Source organism: Teichococcus aerofrigidensis (assembly GCF_054073225.1).
In genome coordinates this window covers 1-13051 of record NZ_JBSXMU010000096.1, presented here as the reverse complement: position 1 = coordinate 13051, position 13051 = coordinate 1, and the positions used below count along the sequence as shown (strand labels likewise).

Here is a 13051-nt window from a genome sequence, read left to right as displayed (position 1 = left end):
GCGCCCTGTCGCGCCCAGGCCAGGCGCTGATAGCGCGCCAGATGGTCGGCCGGCGTCAGCACCGTGCCGAAGGCGGCCAGGAAGCCGGCCTCCGCACCGGCGTCCGGCGCGGCGTCCCGCCAGCCCTCGCGCAGCGTGCGGCGGGCGGCCTCCGCCTGGCCCTGGCGCTGCTGCGCCTCCGCGAGTTGGCGCACCGCCACCAGCCCGCGCGGCGGGATGCGGGCGAAGAGCCGCAGCACGGTGGAATCCTCCGCCAGCACCGGCAGCGCCTCCTCGCCGCGCAGCGTCAGGGTCTGCAGCGACGGCCAGTGCGGATTGGCCTCGGTGAAGGCCGCCACCTCCGGGGCGGTGGCGAGGCCGCGCACCTGCAGCCGCATCCAGGTGAAGAGCTTGGCGGCCAGCGGGTCCGCGCCCTCCCGGGCGATCGCCTCGGCCTCGCTCCAGCGGCCGGCCTGCGCGGCAACCATGGCGGCGCGGCCGGCGGCGCGGGCGGCCTCCGGCGCCCAGGGTTGCGCGGCCGCGGGCGTCGCCGGCAGCAGCAGCAGGGCGGGCAGCAGCGCCAGCGCGAGGGCGCGGCGGCGGGGCGGGCGGGGTGGCGCGGAGCACATGGCCGTGACCCTAGCCGATCGGCGAAACCTCTCCCAGGGGTTGCGCCCCCGCGTCGCCCCTCCGGCGCCGCACCGCTTGTGCCGCGCGGTCGGCGGCCCTAGCTTCCGGCCTTCACGGCAAGCGTCCCCCGGGAAGGAAAGTCAGGGCCGATGTTCAAGGGTTCCCTCGTTGCGTTGATCACGCCGATGACCGAGGACGGCGCGCTGGACCCGAAAGCGTTCCAGGACTTCGTCGCCTGGCAGATCGCCGAGGGCACCCAGGGGCTGGTTCCGGTCGGCACCACGGGCGAGAGCCCGACCCTGTCGCATGACGAGCATCGCCGCGTCGTCGAGCTCTGCGTCGAGGCGGCGGCGGGGCGCGTGCCGGTGATCGCCGGCACCGGCTCCAACAGCACGGCCGAGGCGATCGAGCTGACGCGCCATGCCAAGGAGGCCGGCGCCGACGCCGCCCTGGTGGTGACGCCCTACTACAACAAGCCGACGCAGGAGGGCCTCTACCTCCACTTCACCGCCATCGCCGATGCGGTGGATCTGCCGATCATCATCTACAACATCCCCCCCCGCAGCGTGATCGACATGTCGGTCGAGACCATGGCGCGGCTGGCGAAGCACCCGAACATCGTCGGCGTGAAGGACGCCACCGCCAACCTGACCCGGCCGCTGCACACGCGGCTCAGCTGCGGCACGGAATTCTGCCAGCTCTCCGGCGAGGACCACACGGCGCTCGCCTTCCGCGCCGCCGGCGGGGTGGGCTGCATCAGCGTCAGCGGCAATGTCGCGCCGCGCCTCTGCGCCGAGATGCACGCGGCCTGGGAGGCCGGGCGCATCGAGGAGGCGATGGCGATCCAGGACCGTCTGACGCCGCTGCACGATGCCATGTTCTGCGAGACCTCGCCGGGTCCGGTGAAGTACGCCGCCAGCCTGCTCGCCAAGTCCAGCGCGCATTGCCGCCTGCCGATGGCGCCGGTGGCCGAGAGCACCCGCGCCCGGGTGAAGGCGGCCATGGTGCAGGCCGGCCTGCTGAACTGAGCCGCCGGCCGCGCCCCCGCCCGGGCGGCGCTTCCTGAAACCGCCGCGGGGGAGGGGTGTTTCCCCGGTCCCGCGGGACCGCCGGCAGCGCCAGGCCGCTGCGGGCCGAGAAATGAGACGACCATGGCCGAGCCCCGCAAGAAAGCGCTGATCTCGCACGGCACCGCCGCGCAGAACCGCAAGGCGCGCTTCGACTACAAGATCGGCGAGACCTTCGAGGCCGGCCTGGTCCTGGTGGGGCCGGAGGTGAAGTCGCTGCGCGCCGGCCGCGCCGCCCTGGCCGATGCCTGGGCCGGCGAGCGGGACGGCGAGATCTGGCTGTTCAACAGCTACATCCCGGAATGGCAGGCCGGCAGCTACGTCGCCAAGTTCGAGCCGCGCCGGCCGCGCAAACTGCTACTGAAGAAAAAGCAGGTGCGGCAGCTGACCGGAGCGGTGACGCGCGAGGGCGTCACCCTGGTGCCACTCGAGATCCTGTTCAACGAACGCGGCATCGCCAAGGTCGTGATCGGCCTCGGCGAGGGCAAGAACAAGGCCGACAAGCGGCAGAGCATCGCCGCGCGGGACTGGCAGCGCGACAAGGCGCGGCTGATGCGCGAGAAGGGCTAGGCCCCGCCACCCGGCACGCCTCTCTGGACCGACGTGCCTGGACTGGCGCGCCTTCCTTGAAAGGCCCGCGCGCTTCCCCATCTGCACGGCCTTCCCGAGGTCTGCCGGAGGCAAGCGGATGGCGAACGGATGGGCTCCGGATGGCGGCGTCCAGGACCAGATCGAGGACACCGTCACGGAGGGCGTGCTGCGGGCCCGGGCGCGCATTCCGGCCGGCCCGGCCCTCGAGCACTGCCTGGAATGCGGCGAGGAGATCCCGGAGGCGCGGCGCCGCGCGCTGCCCGGCGCGCGCACCTGCATCGCCTGCCAGTCGGCGCTGGACCGGCGGCCGCAGAGCTTCGGCATCAACCGTCGCGGCAGCAAGGACAGCCAGCTCCGCTGAGCCTTCTTGCGGGTGGCCTCCAAGGGGGAGATCAGGCGGGGTGCCGCTCCGCCACCTCCACCTCCGCCGCGCCGGAGGGGCGCGGTGGCAGCCGCCGCAGCAGGAAGAGCATGATGCCCATGGCCGGCAGGGCCGCCGCCGTGGTCAGCAGGAAGAAGCCGGGCCAGCCCAGCCGCTCGGCCAGGTAGCCGCTGAACACGCCGACCGTCTTGCTCGCCACCGCCGCGAGCGAGGAGAGCAGGGCATACTGCGTGGCGGTGAAGGCGCGGTTGGTCAGCGTCGCCAGATAGGCCAGGAAGGCGCTGTCGGCCATGCCGTCGGTGAAGTTCTCGACGCCGGTCTGCAGATAGAACATCGGCATGTCGTGCCCGGCATAGGCGAGCGCCACATACATGAGGTTGGAGAGCATCTGCGCCAGCCCGGTCAGCACCAGGGCGCGGGCGGTGCCGATCCGCGCCACGATCCAGCCGCCGGCCAGCGCGCCGGCCAGGGTGGCGACCAGCCCGAAGACGCTGCCGACCTGCGCCACCTCGCTCCGGGTGAAGCCGAGCTCCGCCTGGAAGGACGGCACCATGACGCCGGCCAGGGCCTCGCCCAGCTTGAACAGCGCGACGAAGAGCAGGATCGGCAGCCAGTACCGCCGCCGCGTGAAATCGGCGAAGGGATCGATCACGGCCGAGCGCAGGCGGGCCCGCAGGCTGGCGCTGGCGGAGCGGATCCGCTCCTCCGCCCGCGGCCCCAGCCAGGTGGCCAGGAAGCCGACGCCGATCAGCGCCGCCGCATAGGCGAAGCCGCCGCTCCAGCCCCAGTGCTCGGAGAGGGTCAGCACCCCCGCGCCGGTCGCCAGCATGGCCAGGCGATAGCCCCAGACATAGAAGGCGAGGCCGAGGCCCTGGCTGCGCTCGTCGAGCACCTCGATGCGATAGGCATCGACCACGATGTCCTGGCTGGCCGAGAGGAAGGCCACGGCGATGGCCGCCAGCACGGTGGCGGTGGGCGCCACCGCGGGGTCGGTCAGCCCCATCAGCAGGATGGCGGCGGCCAGCAGCGGCTGGATCGTGGCCAGCCAGCCGCGCCGCAATCCCCAGCCGCGGAACAGCGGCGGCGCCGCGTGGTCCAGCAGCGGCGACCAGAGGAACTTCAGCGAGTAGGGCAGGCCGATCAGCGCCGTCAGGCCGATCTCGGTCAGCGAGACGCCGGATTCCGTCATCCAGCGGCGCAGGATGGCCAGGGTGAGCGGCAGCGGGGCGCCGGAAGAGAAGCCGAGCGCCAGCATGATCAGGAAGCGGCGGTCGTGGAGGATCGAGGAGAGGGTCGGGCGCATCGGCGCGCAACCTGACATGCCGGCGCCCGGGTTGAACAGCGGCGCCGGTGGGCCAGGGCCGTCAGATGGATGTCACGCAACCTTTCCGCCACCTGGCGAGCTTCTGCGCCGGATGCGGCGGAGCAGGGGGCGCGGATGATCCGGGGTGGGATGAAGGGCATGGCGGCCGGGCTGGCCTTGCTGGCGGCATCGCCGGCGGTGGCGGAGGACGGGCTGGGCTGGCAGGACGGCCTGCCGCGCCTGTCCGCCTTCGGGGGAGGCTTCACGATGCGGCCGAGCCTGCGGCTCGATGCCGATGCGGGCTCCTTCTTCGGCCAGGACGAGCCGGAGGGCTTCCGCAGCGGCGTCAACCTGCGCCGCGCCCGGCTCGGCCTGCGCGGCGCGCTGGGAGAGGCGGTCGAGTACCGCTTCACCTGGGACTTCGGCGGCTCCAGCCCGAACGACTACAGCCAGGTCTATGAGGCACAGCTCGCCTGGAAGGCGCTGGACGGGATGACGGTCCGGGCCGGCGCCTTCCAGCTCCGGCACCTGCCGGAATATGCCGGCAGCTCCTTCGAGACCCTGTTCCTGGAACGGGCGGCGATCAGCAACATCGCCGCTTCCGTGGCCTCCGGCGACACCCGCACCGCCCTCGGCCTGGAGGCGCATGGCGAGCGCTGGGTGGCCTCGGCCTATGGCACGGGCGGCGTGCTCTCGACCCGCAACGACGGGCGCCAGCGCGGGCTGGTGGGACGGGCGGCGTGGCTGGCCTTCGATGCCCCCGTGGGGGCGCTGCAGCTGGGCATGAACGGCGCGCACCAGTTCGAGCCGGGCACCTCGCCCGGGCGCAACAGCATCGGCCTCGACGACTACCCGGAGCTGCGCGTGGACAGCCGTGTCTTTCTGGACACCGGCACCATCCCCGCCGACTCCGCCTCCGCCTGGGGGCCGGAGGCCGCCGGCCGGGCGGGGCTGCTCTATGTCGAGGCGCTGTACCAGCGCGTCACGGTCGATGCCCTGTCCGGCGGTCGGCGCGACTTCTCCGGCTGGTATGTGCAGGCGGCCCTGCCGCTGCTGGGGCCGCCGCGCGAGCGGGAGGCGGACAGCGGAAGCTGGGGCCTCGGGACGGTGCCGGACTTCAACCCCGCCGCCGGAGGGTTCGGCGCGCTGGAACTGGCCGGCCGCTACAGCGAGGCCGATCTGCGGGACGGCGAGACGCGCGGCGGCCGGCAGCGGATCTGGTCGGTCGGGCTGAACTGGTTCCCGGCCGCCTGGCTGCGCCTCTCGGCACAGTACCAGAACGGCCGGATCGGGCTGGACGGGCCGGACCGCGACTTCCAGGCCATCGGCCTGCGGGCGGCCTTCGAGATGTGAGGGCCGCGCCCCGGTCCCTCCCGGCTCAGTTCATGGTCCTCAGGCCATGTTCACCATGATGGTCTTCTTGTGGGTGAAGTGCTCGAGCATGGATTCCAGGCTCGCCTCCTTGCCCAGCCCCGAGGCCTTGACGCCGCCATAGGACAGGTTGGGCTGCACCACGAGATTCTGGTTCACCTGCACCAGGCCGCTCTCGATGCGGTGGGCGAAATCCAGCGCGATCCTGAGGTTGTTGGTCCAGACGCTGGCGGCCAGGCCGAACTCGGTGTCGTTCGCCGCGGCGAGCACGGCCTCCGCCTCGTCGAAGGGGAACACCACGGTGACGGGGCCGAAGATCTCCTCGCGCACCAGCCGGCTTTCCGTGTCGAGGCCGGTGAAGATGTGCGGCTGGATGAAGAGGCCCTTGCGCAGCGCCGGGTCGGAGGGCATGGCGGAGCAGGCGCGGCCGGTGGCGCCGGCCGTGGCCTTCCCCTCCTCGATGAAGCCGCGGACCTTCTCGAACTGGCCGGGGGAGATGATGGTGCCGATATCGGTCTTCTCGTCCAGCGGGTCGCCCATCACCATGGCGTCCACGCGCTTGGCCATCTCGGCGACGAACCTCTCGTAGATCGGCCGCTCGACGAAGATGCGGCTGGCCGCCGTGCAGCTCTGGCCCTGGCGGGTGAAGCGCATCGAGGTCAGCGCGCCCTGCACGGTCTTCTCGAAGTCGCAGTCGGCGAAGACGATCATCGGCGACTTGCCGCCGAGCTCCAGCGTCACCGGGATCAGCTTCTCGGCCGCCGCGCGATAGATGATCTTGCCGGTCTCGACCGAACCGGTGAAGGTCACCTTCTTCACGAGCTTATGCTCGACCAGCGGGGCGCCGCATTCCGGCCCCTGGCCGCTCAGGATGTTGAACACGCCCGCCGGCAGCACGCGGTTCATCAGCTCGACGATGCGCAGCACCGCCAGCGGCGCCTCCTCGGCCGACTTCACGACGATGGTGTTGCCGGCGACGAGGGCGGGGGCCGCCTTCAGCGCCATCAGCATCATCGGGATGTTCCAGGGGATGATGGCGCCGACCACGCCGAGCGGCTCGCGCACGGTGATGTTCAGCACATCCGGCGCGAAGGGCACGGTCTCGCCCTTCAGCTCGCCGCCGAGGCCGCCGAAGAACTCGAAGATATCGGCGACGTTGTTGGCCTCGACCCGGCTCTCGGTGCGCAGCGCCTTGCCGGTCTCGAGCGCCACCAGCCGCGCCAGCTCCTCGACATGCTCGCGGATCAGCGCCGCCGCCTTGTGCACCAGCGCGCCGCGCTTGCGGGCGGGGACCTTCGCCCACTCCTTCTGCGCGCGCGCCGCGTCGGTCACGGCGGCCTCGACATCGGCCGCATCGCCATCGGCCGCGCGCGCCACTTCCTCGCCCGTCGCCGGATTGACCACGGCGAAGGTCCGGCCGGAGCGCGCGGGCGTATAGCGGCCGCCGATGAAGTGGTGGCCGGACAGCGCCTTGGCCAGGGCGAAGGGATCGAGCTGCGGCGCCTCGGGGGCGGTGCTGGGCTTGTCGAGCATGGCGTTGTCTCCCGCGATGGCCGGCTCCCGGGCCGGCGGAGGCCGAGACCATGGGGCGGCGGGACAAGGAGGGCAAGCCCGCCCGGCGAGGCAACCGGGCCGCGATACCCACGTTCCAGCTTCTGAGCCGAGGCCCGGAGGCGTCGGCACGAGGAGATGCCTGATGCCCCTTCTGTCCCGCCGAGCCAGCCTGGCGCTGCCCCTCGGCCTCGCCGGCCTGCTGGCCGCCTGCGCCACCCCGTCCGAACCGCTGCCGCCCGCCGACCCGACCGGCCTGGCCGACCCGGAGATGAGGGCGCTGCTCGAGAGCCTGCAGGCACTGCGGCCGAAGCCGATCGAGACCCTGAACGCGCAGGAGGCGCGGTTGCAGCCGGGCATGGCGGATGCGGTGAAGCACCGGCTTCGCGCCATCGGCCAGACCGCCATGCCGCGGCCGCTGCCGGAGGTGCGCGAGCTGCAGATCCCCGGCCCCGGCGGTCCCCTGCCGGCCCGTCTCTACGTCCCCCTGGAGGCGGCGCGCGCGGGCCAACCGGCCCGTGGCCCGCTGCCGCTGATCGTCTACTACCACGGCGGCGGCTTCGTCATCGCCGATCTCGACACCTACGACGCCTCGGCGCGTGCCCTGGCGGCGGAGGCCCAGGCGCTGGTCCTGGCCGTGCATTACCGGCAGGGGCCGGAGCACCGGTTCCCCGCCGCGCATGACGACGCCTATGCGGCCTATGCCTGGGCGCTGTCGCATGCCGGGGAGCTGGGCGCCGATCTGTCCCGCGTCGCGGTGGTGGGCGAGAGCGCCGGCGGCAACCTGGCGATCACCACCACCATGGCGGCGCGCGAGGCCCGCATGCCGTTGCCGGTGGCCATGGGCCTGATCTACCCGGTCGCCGGCACCGACATGACCACGCCCTCCTATCGCGAGATGGCGAACGCGAAGCCGCTGAACGCGGCGATGATGCAGTGGTTCATCCAGCAGTACACCAGCAGCCCGTCCGAGCTGCAGGACACGCGCCTGAACGTCTATGGCCGGGCCGAGCTGCGCGGCCTGCCCAAGGCCGTAATCATCACCGCCGAGATCGACCCGCTGCGCAGCGACGGGCAGATCCTGGGCGAGCGCCTCACCGCGAACGGCGTGCAGGTGGTGGCGCGGGACTATGCGGGCGTGACGCACGAGTTCTTCGGTGCCGACCCGCGGGTGCTGGCCAAGGCCGGGGATGCGCAGCGCTTCATGGCGGGTGAGCTGCGCTCCGCCTTCGCCCTGCCGGCGCCGGCGGTGGTGGTGCCGGTGCGCCGCCGTTCCTGAGGCGGGCGTTCCTGAGGCGAGCGTTCCTAAGACGGGCGTTCCTGAAGGCGGGGAGGGGGCCGGCGGGCCCCCTCAGCCGGCCCGCAGCCGCCGCGCCGCCTCGACGGCGAAGTAGCTCAGCACGCCATTGGCGCCGGCGCGGCGGAAGGCCAGCAGGCTCTCCATCATGGCCTTGTCATGGTCCAGCCAGCCGTTGCGGACGGCCGCCATGATCATCGCGTACTCGCCGCTGACCTGATAGGCGAAGGTGGGCACCGCGAAGCGCTCCTTCACCCGCCGGACGATGTCCAGATAGGGCATGCCGGGCTTCACCATGACCATGTCGGCGCCCTCGGCCAGGTCGAGCGCGACCTCGCGCAGCGCCTCGTCCGAATTGGCCGGGTCCATCTGGTAGGTCTTCTTGTCGCCCTTCAGCGCCCCGCCGGAGCCCACCGCGTCGCGGAAGGGGCCGTAGAAGGCGGAGGCATACTTGGCGGCGTAGGACATGATGCGGGTGTGGATCAGGCCGGCCTGGTCGAGCCGGGCGCGGATCGCCGCCACCCGGCCATCCATCATGTCCGAGGGGGCGATGACGTCGATCCCGGCCTCGGCCTGGACCAGCGCCTGCCGCGCCAGGATCCCGAGCGAGGCGTCATTGTCCACGTAGCCCTCGCGGATCACGCCATCATGGCCATGGTCGGTATAAGGGTCGAGCGCCACGTCGCCGATCAGGCCGAGATCCGGGAAATCCCGCTTCAGCCGCCGGGCGGCGCGGCACATCAGGTTCTCCGGATTGCCCGACTCCGTGCCTTCCGCGTCCTTCCGCTCCGGCGGCGTCATCGGGAAGAGGGCGACGGCCGGGATGCCGAGCTCGGCGGCGGGCCCGACGTGATCGGCCAGGCGGTCCAGCGTCACCCGCCGGACGCCCGGCATGGAGGCGACCTCCGAGACGCCGCCCTCGCCCTCCATGACGAAGATTGGCCAGATCAGGTTGTCCACCGAGAGCAGGTTCTCGGCCACCAGCCGGCGGGTCCAGGCGTCGTGCCGGTTGCGGCGGGGACGCAGCGCGGGGAAGCCCCCGCCGGGAGAGGCTGGACCTGGAGAGGCGGAGCCGGTGTGGTCCTGCCGGGCCGGATCGTACCGGGTGGGATCATGAAGGGCCATGCGCCGTCTCCGCTTCCGCGCCGCCCAGCGTCACGCGGCGGCATCGGCGCAATGAAGCACCAAGGACCCCGGGGGGCCAAGGGCAAGCCGGGACCGGGAGCCGGCCCTGGTGCGGGCGGGGCCGCCTTTCACGTCCCCTTGCGCACATGACCGGGTTGCAGCGGCGCCAGGGCGTTGCGAGTTTTCCTGTTCAACAAGCCGTGGTAACGAGCCCGCCATGAATCCGGCCGAGACCCCCATCGCCATCGGCGCCGACCATGCCGGCGTCGCCCTGAAGGACAGCCTGCGCGCCCGGCTCGAGGCGGCGGGTCATCCCGTGCTGGATTTCGGCACGCAGGGTGAGGCCAGCGTGGACTATCCGGACTTCGCCCGGCAGGTGGCCGAGGCCGTGGCCCAGAACCGCGCCGTCTTCGGCGTGCTGGTCTGCGGCACCGGCATCGGCATGGCGATCGCCGCCAACCGCCACCCCTCGGTCCGCGCCGTGGTGGTGCACGACACGACCGAGGCGCGCCTGACCCGCGCCCACAACAACGCGAACATCGCCTGCTTCGGCGCCCGCACCATGGGGCCCGAGGTGGTCGCCGATGCGCTGCAGGCCTTTCTCACCACCGCCTATGAGGGTGGCCGGCACGACCGCCGCGTCGCCAAGCTCTCCCTTCAGCCGGCCAGTTCCCTGGCCGCCCCCGGGGCCGAGGAGGCCTGACGCCGATGACCGACCTCGCCGCCGCCAGCCGCTTCTTCGCCGCCCCGCTCGCCGAGGCCGATCCCGAGATCGCCGGGCTGATCGGGCGTGAGCTGACCCGCCAGCAGGACGGGATCGAGCTGATCGCTTCCGAGAACATCGTCTCCCGCGCGGTGCTGGAGGCCCAGGGCTCGATCCTCACCAACAAGTACGCCGAGGGCCTGCCCGGCCGCCGCTACTATGGCGGCTGCGAGTTCGTCGACGAGATCGAGACCCTCGCCATCGAGCGCGCGAAGCGGCTGTTCGGCTGCGGCTTCGCCAATGTGCAGCCGCATTCCGGCGCCCAGGCGAACATGGCGGTGTTCTTCGCCTTGATGCAGCCGGGCGACACCTTCATGGGCCTCGACCTCGCCGCCGGCGGCCATCTGACGCATGGCTCGCACGTCAACTATTCGGGCAAGTGGTTCAAGGTCGCCCCCTATACGGTGAACCGCGAGAGCGGCCGCATCGAGATGGAGGAGGTGGCGCGCATCGCGCGCGAAAGCCGGCCGAAGCTGATCGTCGCCGGCGGCTCCGCCTATGCCCGCGCCTGGGATTTCGCCCGCTTCCGCCAGATCGCGGACGAGGTGGGCGCGCTCTTCATGGTGGACATGGCGCATTTCGCCGGCCTGGTGGCCGGCGGCGCGCATGACAGCCCCTTCCCGCATGCCCATGTGGTGACCACCACCACCCACAAGACGCTGCGCGGGCCCCGTGGCGGCATGATCCTGACCAATGACGAGGCGCTGGCGAAGAAGCTGAACAGCGCCGTCTTTCCCGGGCTGCAGGGCGGGCCGCTGGAGCATGTCGTCGCCGCCAAGGCGGTGGCCTTCGGCGAGGCGCTGCGCCCCGATTTCCGCGCCTATGCCAAGGCGGTGGTGGCCAATGCGCGGGCGCTGGCGGAGGAGCTGATGGCGCAGGGCGCCGGCATCGTCACCGGCGGCACCGACAACCACCTGATGCTGGTCGATCTCCGCCCGCTGGCGCTGACCGGCCGCGCGGCCGAGGCGGCGCTGGGCCGCGCCCACCTGACCTGCAACAAGAACGCCATCCCCTTCGACCCCGAGAAGCCGGCGGTCACCTCCGGCATCCGCCTCGGCAGCCCCGCCGGCACCACGCGCGGCCTCGGCGAGGCGGAGTTCCGCGAGATCGGCCGGCTGATCGGCAAGGTGCTGACGGGCCTCTCCCGCAGCAACGATCCCGAGGGCAATACCGCGATCGAGCGCGAGGTGGGCGAGCAGGTGCGCGCGCTCTGCGAGCGCTTCCCGATCTACCGGGGCTGAGCGGGCGGGGCGGGGAGCCGGGCCATGCGCTGTCCCTTCTGCGGCAGCGAGGACACGCAGGTGAAGGACAGCCGCCCGGCCGATGACGGCGCGGCGATCCGGCGCCGCCGCTCCTGCCCCTCCTGCGGTGCCCGCTTCACCACCTTCGAGCGCGTGACGCTGCGCGAGCTGACGGTGGTGAAGTCCGATCAGCGCCGCGCTCCCTTCGACCGGGACAAGCTCGCCCGCTCCATCCGGGTCGCGCTGCGCAAGCGCCCCGTGGACGAGGACCGGGTGGAGAAGATTGTCAACGGCATCCAGCGCCGCCTGGAAGCGGAGGGCGAGAGCGAGATCACCAGCCGCGCCATCGGCGAGATGGTGATGGACACGCTCAAGGAACTCGACCAGGTGGCCTATGTGCGCTTCGCCTCGGTCTATCGCAATTTCGGCGAGGCGAAGGACTTCCAGGCCTTCCTGGGCTCGCTGGACGACAAGAAGGGTTAAGCCGCCAATGGTCAGGCTGTTTCATCCCGCGGCGCTGGCCGCCGGGGCCGGCACGCCGTTCCCGGCGACGCGCGCGCCGGTCCGCATGGCGGGCATCGCCGACCGCCCGGCCCTGGCCGCGCTGGCCTTCGCCGCCTTCAGCCAGGGGCCGGCGCTGCTGCCGGCCGGCGCGCGCGGCCAGATCGACGCGGCCCGCTTCTCGGCCCTGTTCTCCGCCACCGGCCCGTTGCTGGTGGCCGAGATCGGCGATGTGCCCCTGGGCTGCGCCCTGGCCGAGGAGCCGCCGGAGGGCGGCGATGCGGGCGCGGTCGCGCGGCTGACCGGCCTCTGGGTGGCGCCGCAGGCCATGGGGCAGGGGGTCGGCTCCACCCTGCTGGCGGCGATGGAGGAGCTGCTGGCCCTGGAGGGTGCGGCGACGTTGCGCGTGCGGGTGCCGAGCGGGCATCTGCGCGCCCTCGGCCTGTTCCGCCGCCGTGGCTATGTCATGCAGGCGGCCGGCCAGCGGGCCGAGGCGGTCTCGGGCATGCCGCTGCCGCACACCATGATGGCGAAGCGGCTGCCCGCCCTCGCCCAGGTGGCATGAGCCACGCCGGGCCCCCATCCGCGGCGCAGGACGTGGCGCAGATGCGCGCCGCGCTGGCGCTCGCCGCCCGGGGCCTGGGCAACACCTGGCCGAATCCCGCCGTCGGCTGCGTCATCGTGAAGGAGGGCGTGGTGGTCGGCCGGGGCTGGACCGCGCCGGGAGGCCGCCCGCATGCCGAGACCGAGGCGTTGCGCCGGGCCGGCGCGGCGGCGCGCGGCGCCACCGCCTATGTCACGCTGGAGCCCTGCTGCCACTGGGGCCGCACCCCGCCCTGCGCCGATGCGCTGATCGCCGCCGGGGTGGCGCGCGTCGTCGTCGCCATGCAGGACCCCGATCCGCGCGTTGATGGCGCCGGGCTGCGGCGGCTGCGCGAGGCCGGCATCGCCGTCGCGTCTGGGATGCTGGAGGCCGAGGCGCGGGCGCTGAACGCCGGTTTCCTGAAGCGCCTGGCGAGCGGCCTGCCGCTGCTGACGCTGAAGCTCGCCACGACGCTGGATGGCCGTATCGCCACGCGGGCGGGCGAGAGCCAGTGGATCACCGGCCCGGCGGCGCGGCGCGCCGCCCATGCGCTGCGCGGCCGGCACGACGCGGTGCTGGTCGGCAGCGGCACGGCGCTCGCCGACGATCCCGACCTGACCTGCCGCCTGCCGGGCTTCGCGCCGGTGCCGACGGTGCGCGTGGTGGC

Annotated in this window: 13 protein-coding genes and 1 pseudogene; 10 read left to right on the top strand and 4 right to left on the bottom strand. The window is 72.6% G+C overall.

From position 1 onward, the window contains the following. A pseudogene (locus ACVMLK_RS16435) lies at positions 1 to 608 on the bottom strand (lytic transglycosylase domain-containing protein); the annotation flags it as partial. Between the two features lie 150 nt (positions 609 to 758). Here ACVMLK_RS16435 and dapA point away from each other — a divergent pair. The 3 genes from dapA to ACVMLK_RS16420 all read left to right on the top strand — a co-directional run bounded on the left by dapA (position 759) and on the right by ACVMLK_RS16420 (position 2628). Next, complete coding sequence (gene dapA / locus ACVMLK_RS16430; RefSeq protein ID WP_198364644.1) at positions 759 to 1637, top strand: 4-hydroxy-tetrahydrodipicolinate synthase; 879 nt, start codon at positions 759 to 761, stop codon at positions 1635 to 1637. Positions 1638 to 1760: 123 nt separating this feature from the next. Further along, entirely contained in the window at positions 1761 to 2246 is a 486-nt protein-coding gene (gene smpB, locus ACVMLK_RS16425) for an SsrA-binding protein SmpB (RefSeq protein WP_198364645.1), read from the top strand. Positions 2247 to 2364: 118 nt separating this feature from the next. After that, positions 2365 to 2628, top strand: coding sequence for a DksA/TraR family C4-type zinc finger protein (locus ACVMLK_RS16420; RefSeq protein ID WP_198364646.1), 264 nt, complete (start codon positions 2365 to 2367; stop codon positions 2626 to 2628). Between the two features lie 31 nt (positions 2629 to 2659). On the opposite strand, the gene ACVMLK_RS16415 is transcribed toward ACVMLK_RS16420, so the two are convergent. After that, on the bottom strand, positions 2660 to 3952 hold the full coding sequence (locus ACVMLK_RS16415; protein ID WP_422924519.1) for an AmpG family muropeptide MFS transporter: 1293 nt from the start codon (positions 3950 to 3952) through the stop codon (positions 2660 to 2662). A 135-nt stretch (positions 3953 to 4087) separates the two neighbouring features. Between ACVMLK_RS16415 and ACVMLK_RS16410 the strand changes: the two genes are divergently transcribed. Further along, positions 4088 to 5305, top strand: coding sequence for an OprO/OprP family phosphate-selective porin (locus ACVMLK_RS16410; protein WP_457487001.1), 1218 nt, complete (start codon positions 4088 to 4090; stop codon positions 5303 to 5305). A 39-nt stretch (positions 5306 to 5344) separates the two neighbouring features. On the opposite strand, the gene ACVMLK_RS16405 is transcribed toward ACVMLK_RS16410, so the two are convergent. Then, the gene (locus ACVMLK_RS16405; RefSeq protein WP_422924515.1) at positions 5345 to 6856 is read right to left on the bottom strand and encodes an aldehyde dehydrogenase family protein; all 1512 of its coding nucleotides are present in this window, start codon (positions 6854 to 6856) and stop codon (positions 5345 to 5347) included. A 163-nt stretch (positions 6857 to 7019) separates the two neighbouring features. On the opposite strand from ACVMLK_RS16405, the gene ACVMLK_RS16400 reads away from it, so the two are divergent. Continuing rightward, on the top strand, positions 7020 to 8153 hold the full coding sequence (locus tag ACVMLK_RS16400; RefSeq protein WP_198364650.1) for an alpha/beta hydrolase: 1134 nt from the start codon (positions 7020 to 7022) through the stop codon (positions 8151 to 8153). Positions 8154 to 8225: 72 nt separating this feature from the next. On the opposite strand, the gene hemB is transcribed toward ACVMLK_RS16400, so the two are convergent. Continuing rightward, the gene (gene hemB / locus ACVMLK_RS16395; RefSeq protein WP_457487000.1) at positions 8226 to 9296 is read right to left on the bottom strand and encodes a porphobilinogen synthase; all 1071 of its coding nucleotides are present in this window, start codon (positions 9294 to 9296) and stop codon (positions 8226 to 8228) included. A 217-nt stretch (positions 9297 to 9513) separates the two neighbouring features. On the opposite strand from hemB, the gene rpiB reads away from it, so the two are divergent. The 5 genes from rpiB to ribD form a co-directional block, all read left to right on the top strand. Beyond that, positions 9514 to 9999 carry a ribose 5-phosphate isomerase B gene (gene rpiB, locus ACVMLK_RS16390; protein ID WP_198364652.1) on the top strand — a complete coding sequence of 162 codons (486 nt, stop codon included), beginning with the start codon at positions 9514 to 9516 and terminating at the stop codon, positions 9997 to 9999. A gap of 5 nt (positions 10000 to 10004) precedes the next feature. Further along, the gene (gene glyA / locus ACVMLK_RS16385) at positions 10005 to 11300 is read left to right on the top strand and encodes a serine hydroxymethyltransferase (RefSeq protein ID WP_422924509.1); all 1296 of its coding nucleotides are present in this window, start codon (positions 10005 to 10007) and stop codon (positions 11298 to 11300) included. Between the two features lie 24 nt (positions 11301 to 11324). Next, the gene (nrdR, locus tag ACVMLK_RS16380; protein WP_198364654.1) at positions 11325 to 11783 is read left to right on the top strand and encodes a transcriptional regulator NrdR; all 459 of its coding nucleotides are present in this window, start codon (positions 11325 to 11327) and stop codon (positions 11781 to 11783) included. A gap of 7 nt (positions 11784 to 11790) precedes the next feature. Next, positions 11791 to 12366 carry a GNAT family N-acetyltransferase gene (locus tag ACVMLK_RS16375; protein WP_198364655.1) on the top strand — a complete coding sequence of 192 codons (576 nt, stop codon included), beginning with the start codon at positions 11791 to 11793 and terminating at the stop codon, positions 12364 to 12366. After that, positions 12363 to 13051 (top strand): bifunctional diaminohydroxyphosphoribosylaminopyrimidine deaminase/5-amino-6-(5-phosphoribosylamino)uracil reductase RibD (gene ribD, locus ACVMLK_RS16370; RefSeq protein ID WP_457486999.1); only part of this gene is annotated, 689 nt, incomplete at its 3' end. The genes ACVMLK_RS16375 and ribD, both read left to right, overlap by 4 nt.

What these genes read in the sequence shown, in the direction of transcription:
- ACVMLK_RS16375 (WP_198364655.1), top strand. Translation starts at nt 11,791, where the DNA reads ATGGTCAGGCTGTTTCATCCCGCGGCGCTGGCCGCCGGGGCCGGCACG.
- dapA (WP_198364644.1), top strand. Translation starts at nt 759, where the DNA reads ATGTTCAAGGGTTCCCTCGTTGCGTTGATCACGCCGATGACCGAGGAC.
- ACVMLK_RS16400 (WP_198364650.1), top strand. Translation starts at nt 7,020, where the DNA reads ATGCCCCTTCTGTCCCGCCGAGCCAGCCTGGCGCTGCCCCTCGGCCTC.
- nrdR (WP_198364654.1), top strand. Translation starts at nt 11,325, where the DNA reads ATGCGCTGTCCCTTCTGCGGCAGCGAGGACACGCAGGTGAAGGACAGC.
- ACVMLK_RS16410 (WP_457487001.1), top strand. Translation starts at nt 4,088, where the DNA reads ATGATCCGGGGTGGGATGAAGGGCATGGCGGCCGGGCTGGCCTTGCTG.
- glyA (WP_422924509.1), top strand. Translation starts at nt 10,005, where the DNA reads ATGACCGACCTCGCCGCCGCCAGCCGCTTCTTCGCCGCCCCGCTCGCC.
- rpiB (WP_198364652.1), top strand. Translation starts at nt 9,514, where the DNA reads ATGAATCCGGCCGAGACCCCCATCGCCATCGGCGCCGACCATGCCGGC.
- ACVMLK_RS16405 (WP_422924515.1), bottom strand. Translation starts at nt 6,856, where the DNA reads ATGCTCGACAAGCCCAGCACCGCCCCCGAGGCGCCGCAGCTCGATCCC.
- ACVMLK_RS16415 (WP_422924519.1), bottom strand. Translation starts at nt 3,952, where the DNA reads ATGCGCCCGACCCTCTCCTCGATCCTCCACGACCGCCGCTTCCTGATC.
- ACVMLK_RS16420 (WP_198364646.1), top strand. Translation starts at nt 2,365, where the DNA reads ATGGCGAACGGATGGGCTCCGGATGGCGGCGTCCAGGACCAGATCGAG.
- smpB (WP_198364645.1), top strand. Translation starts at nt 1,761, where the DNA reads ATGGCCGAGCCCCGCAAGAAAGCGCTGATCTCGCACGGCACCGCCGCG.
- hemB (WP_457487000.1), bottom strand. Translation starts at nt 9,296, where the DNA reads ATGGCCCTTCATGATCCCACCCGGTACGATCCGGCCCGGCAGGACCAC.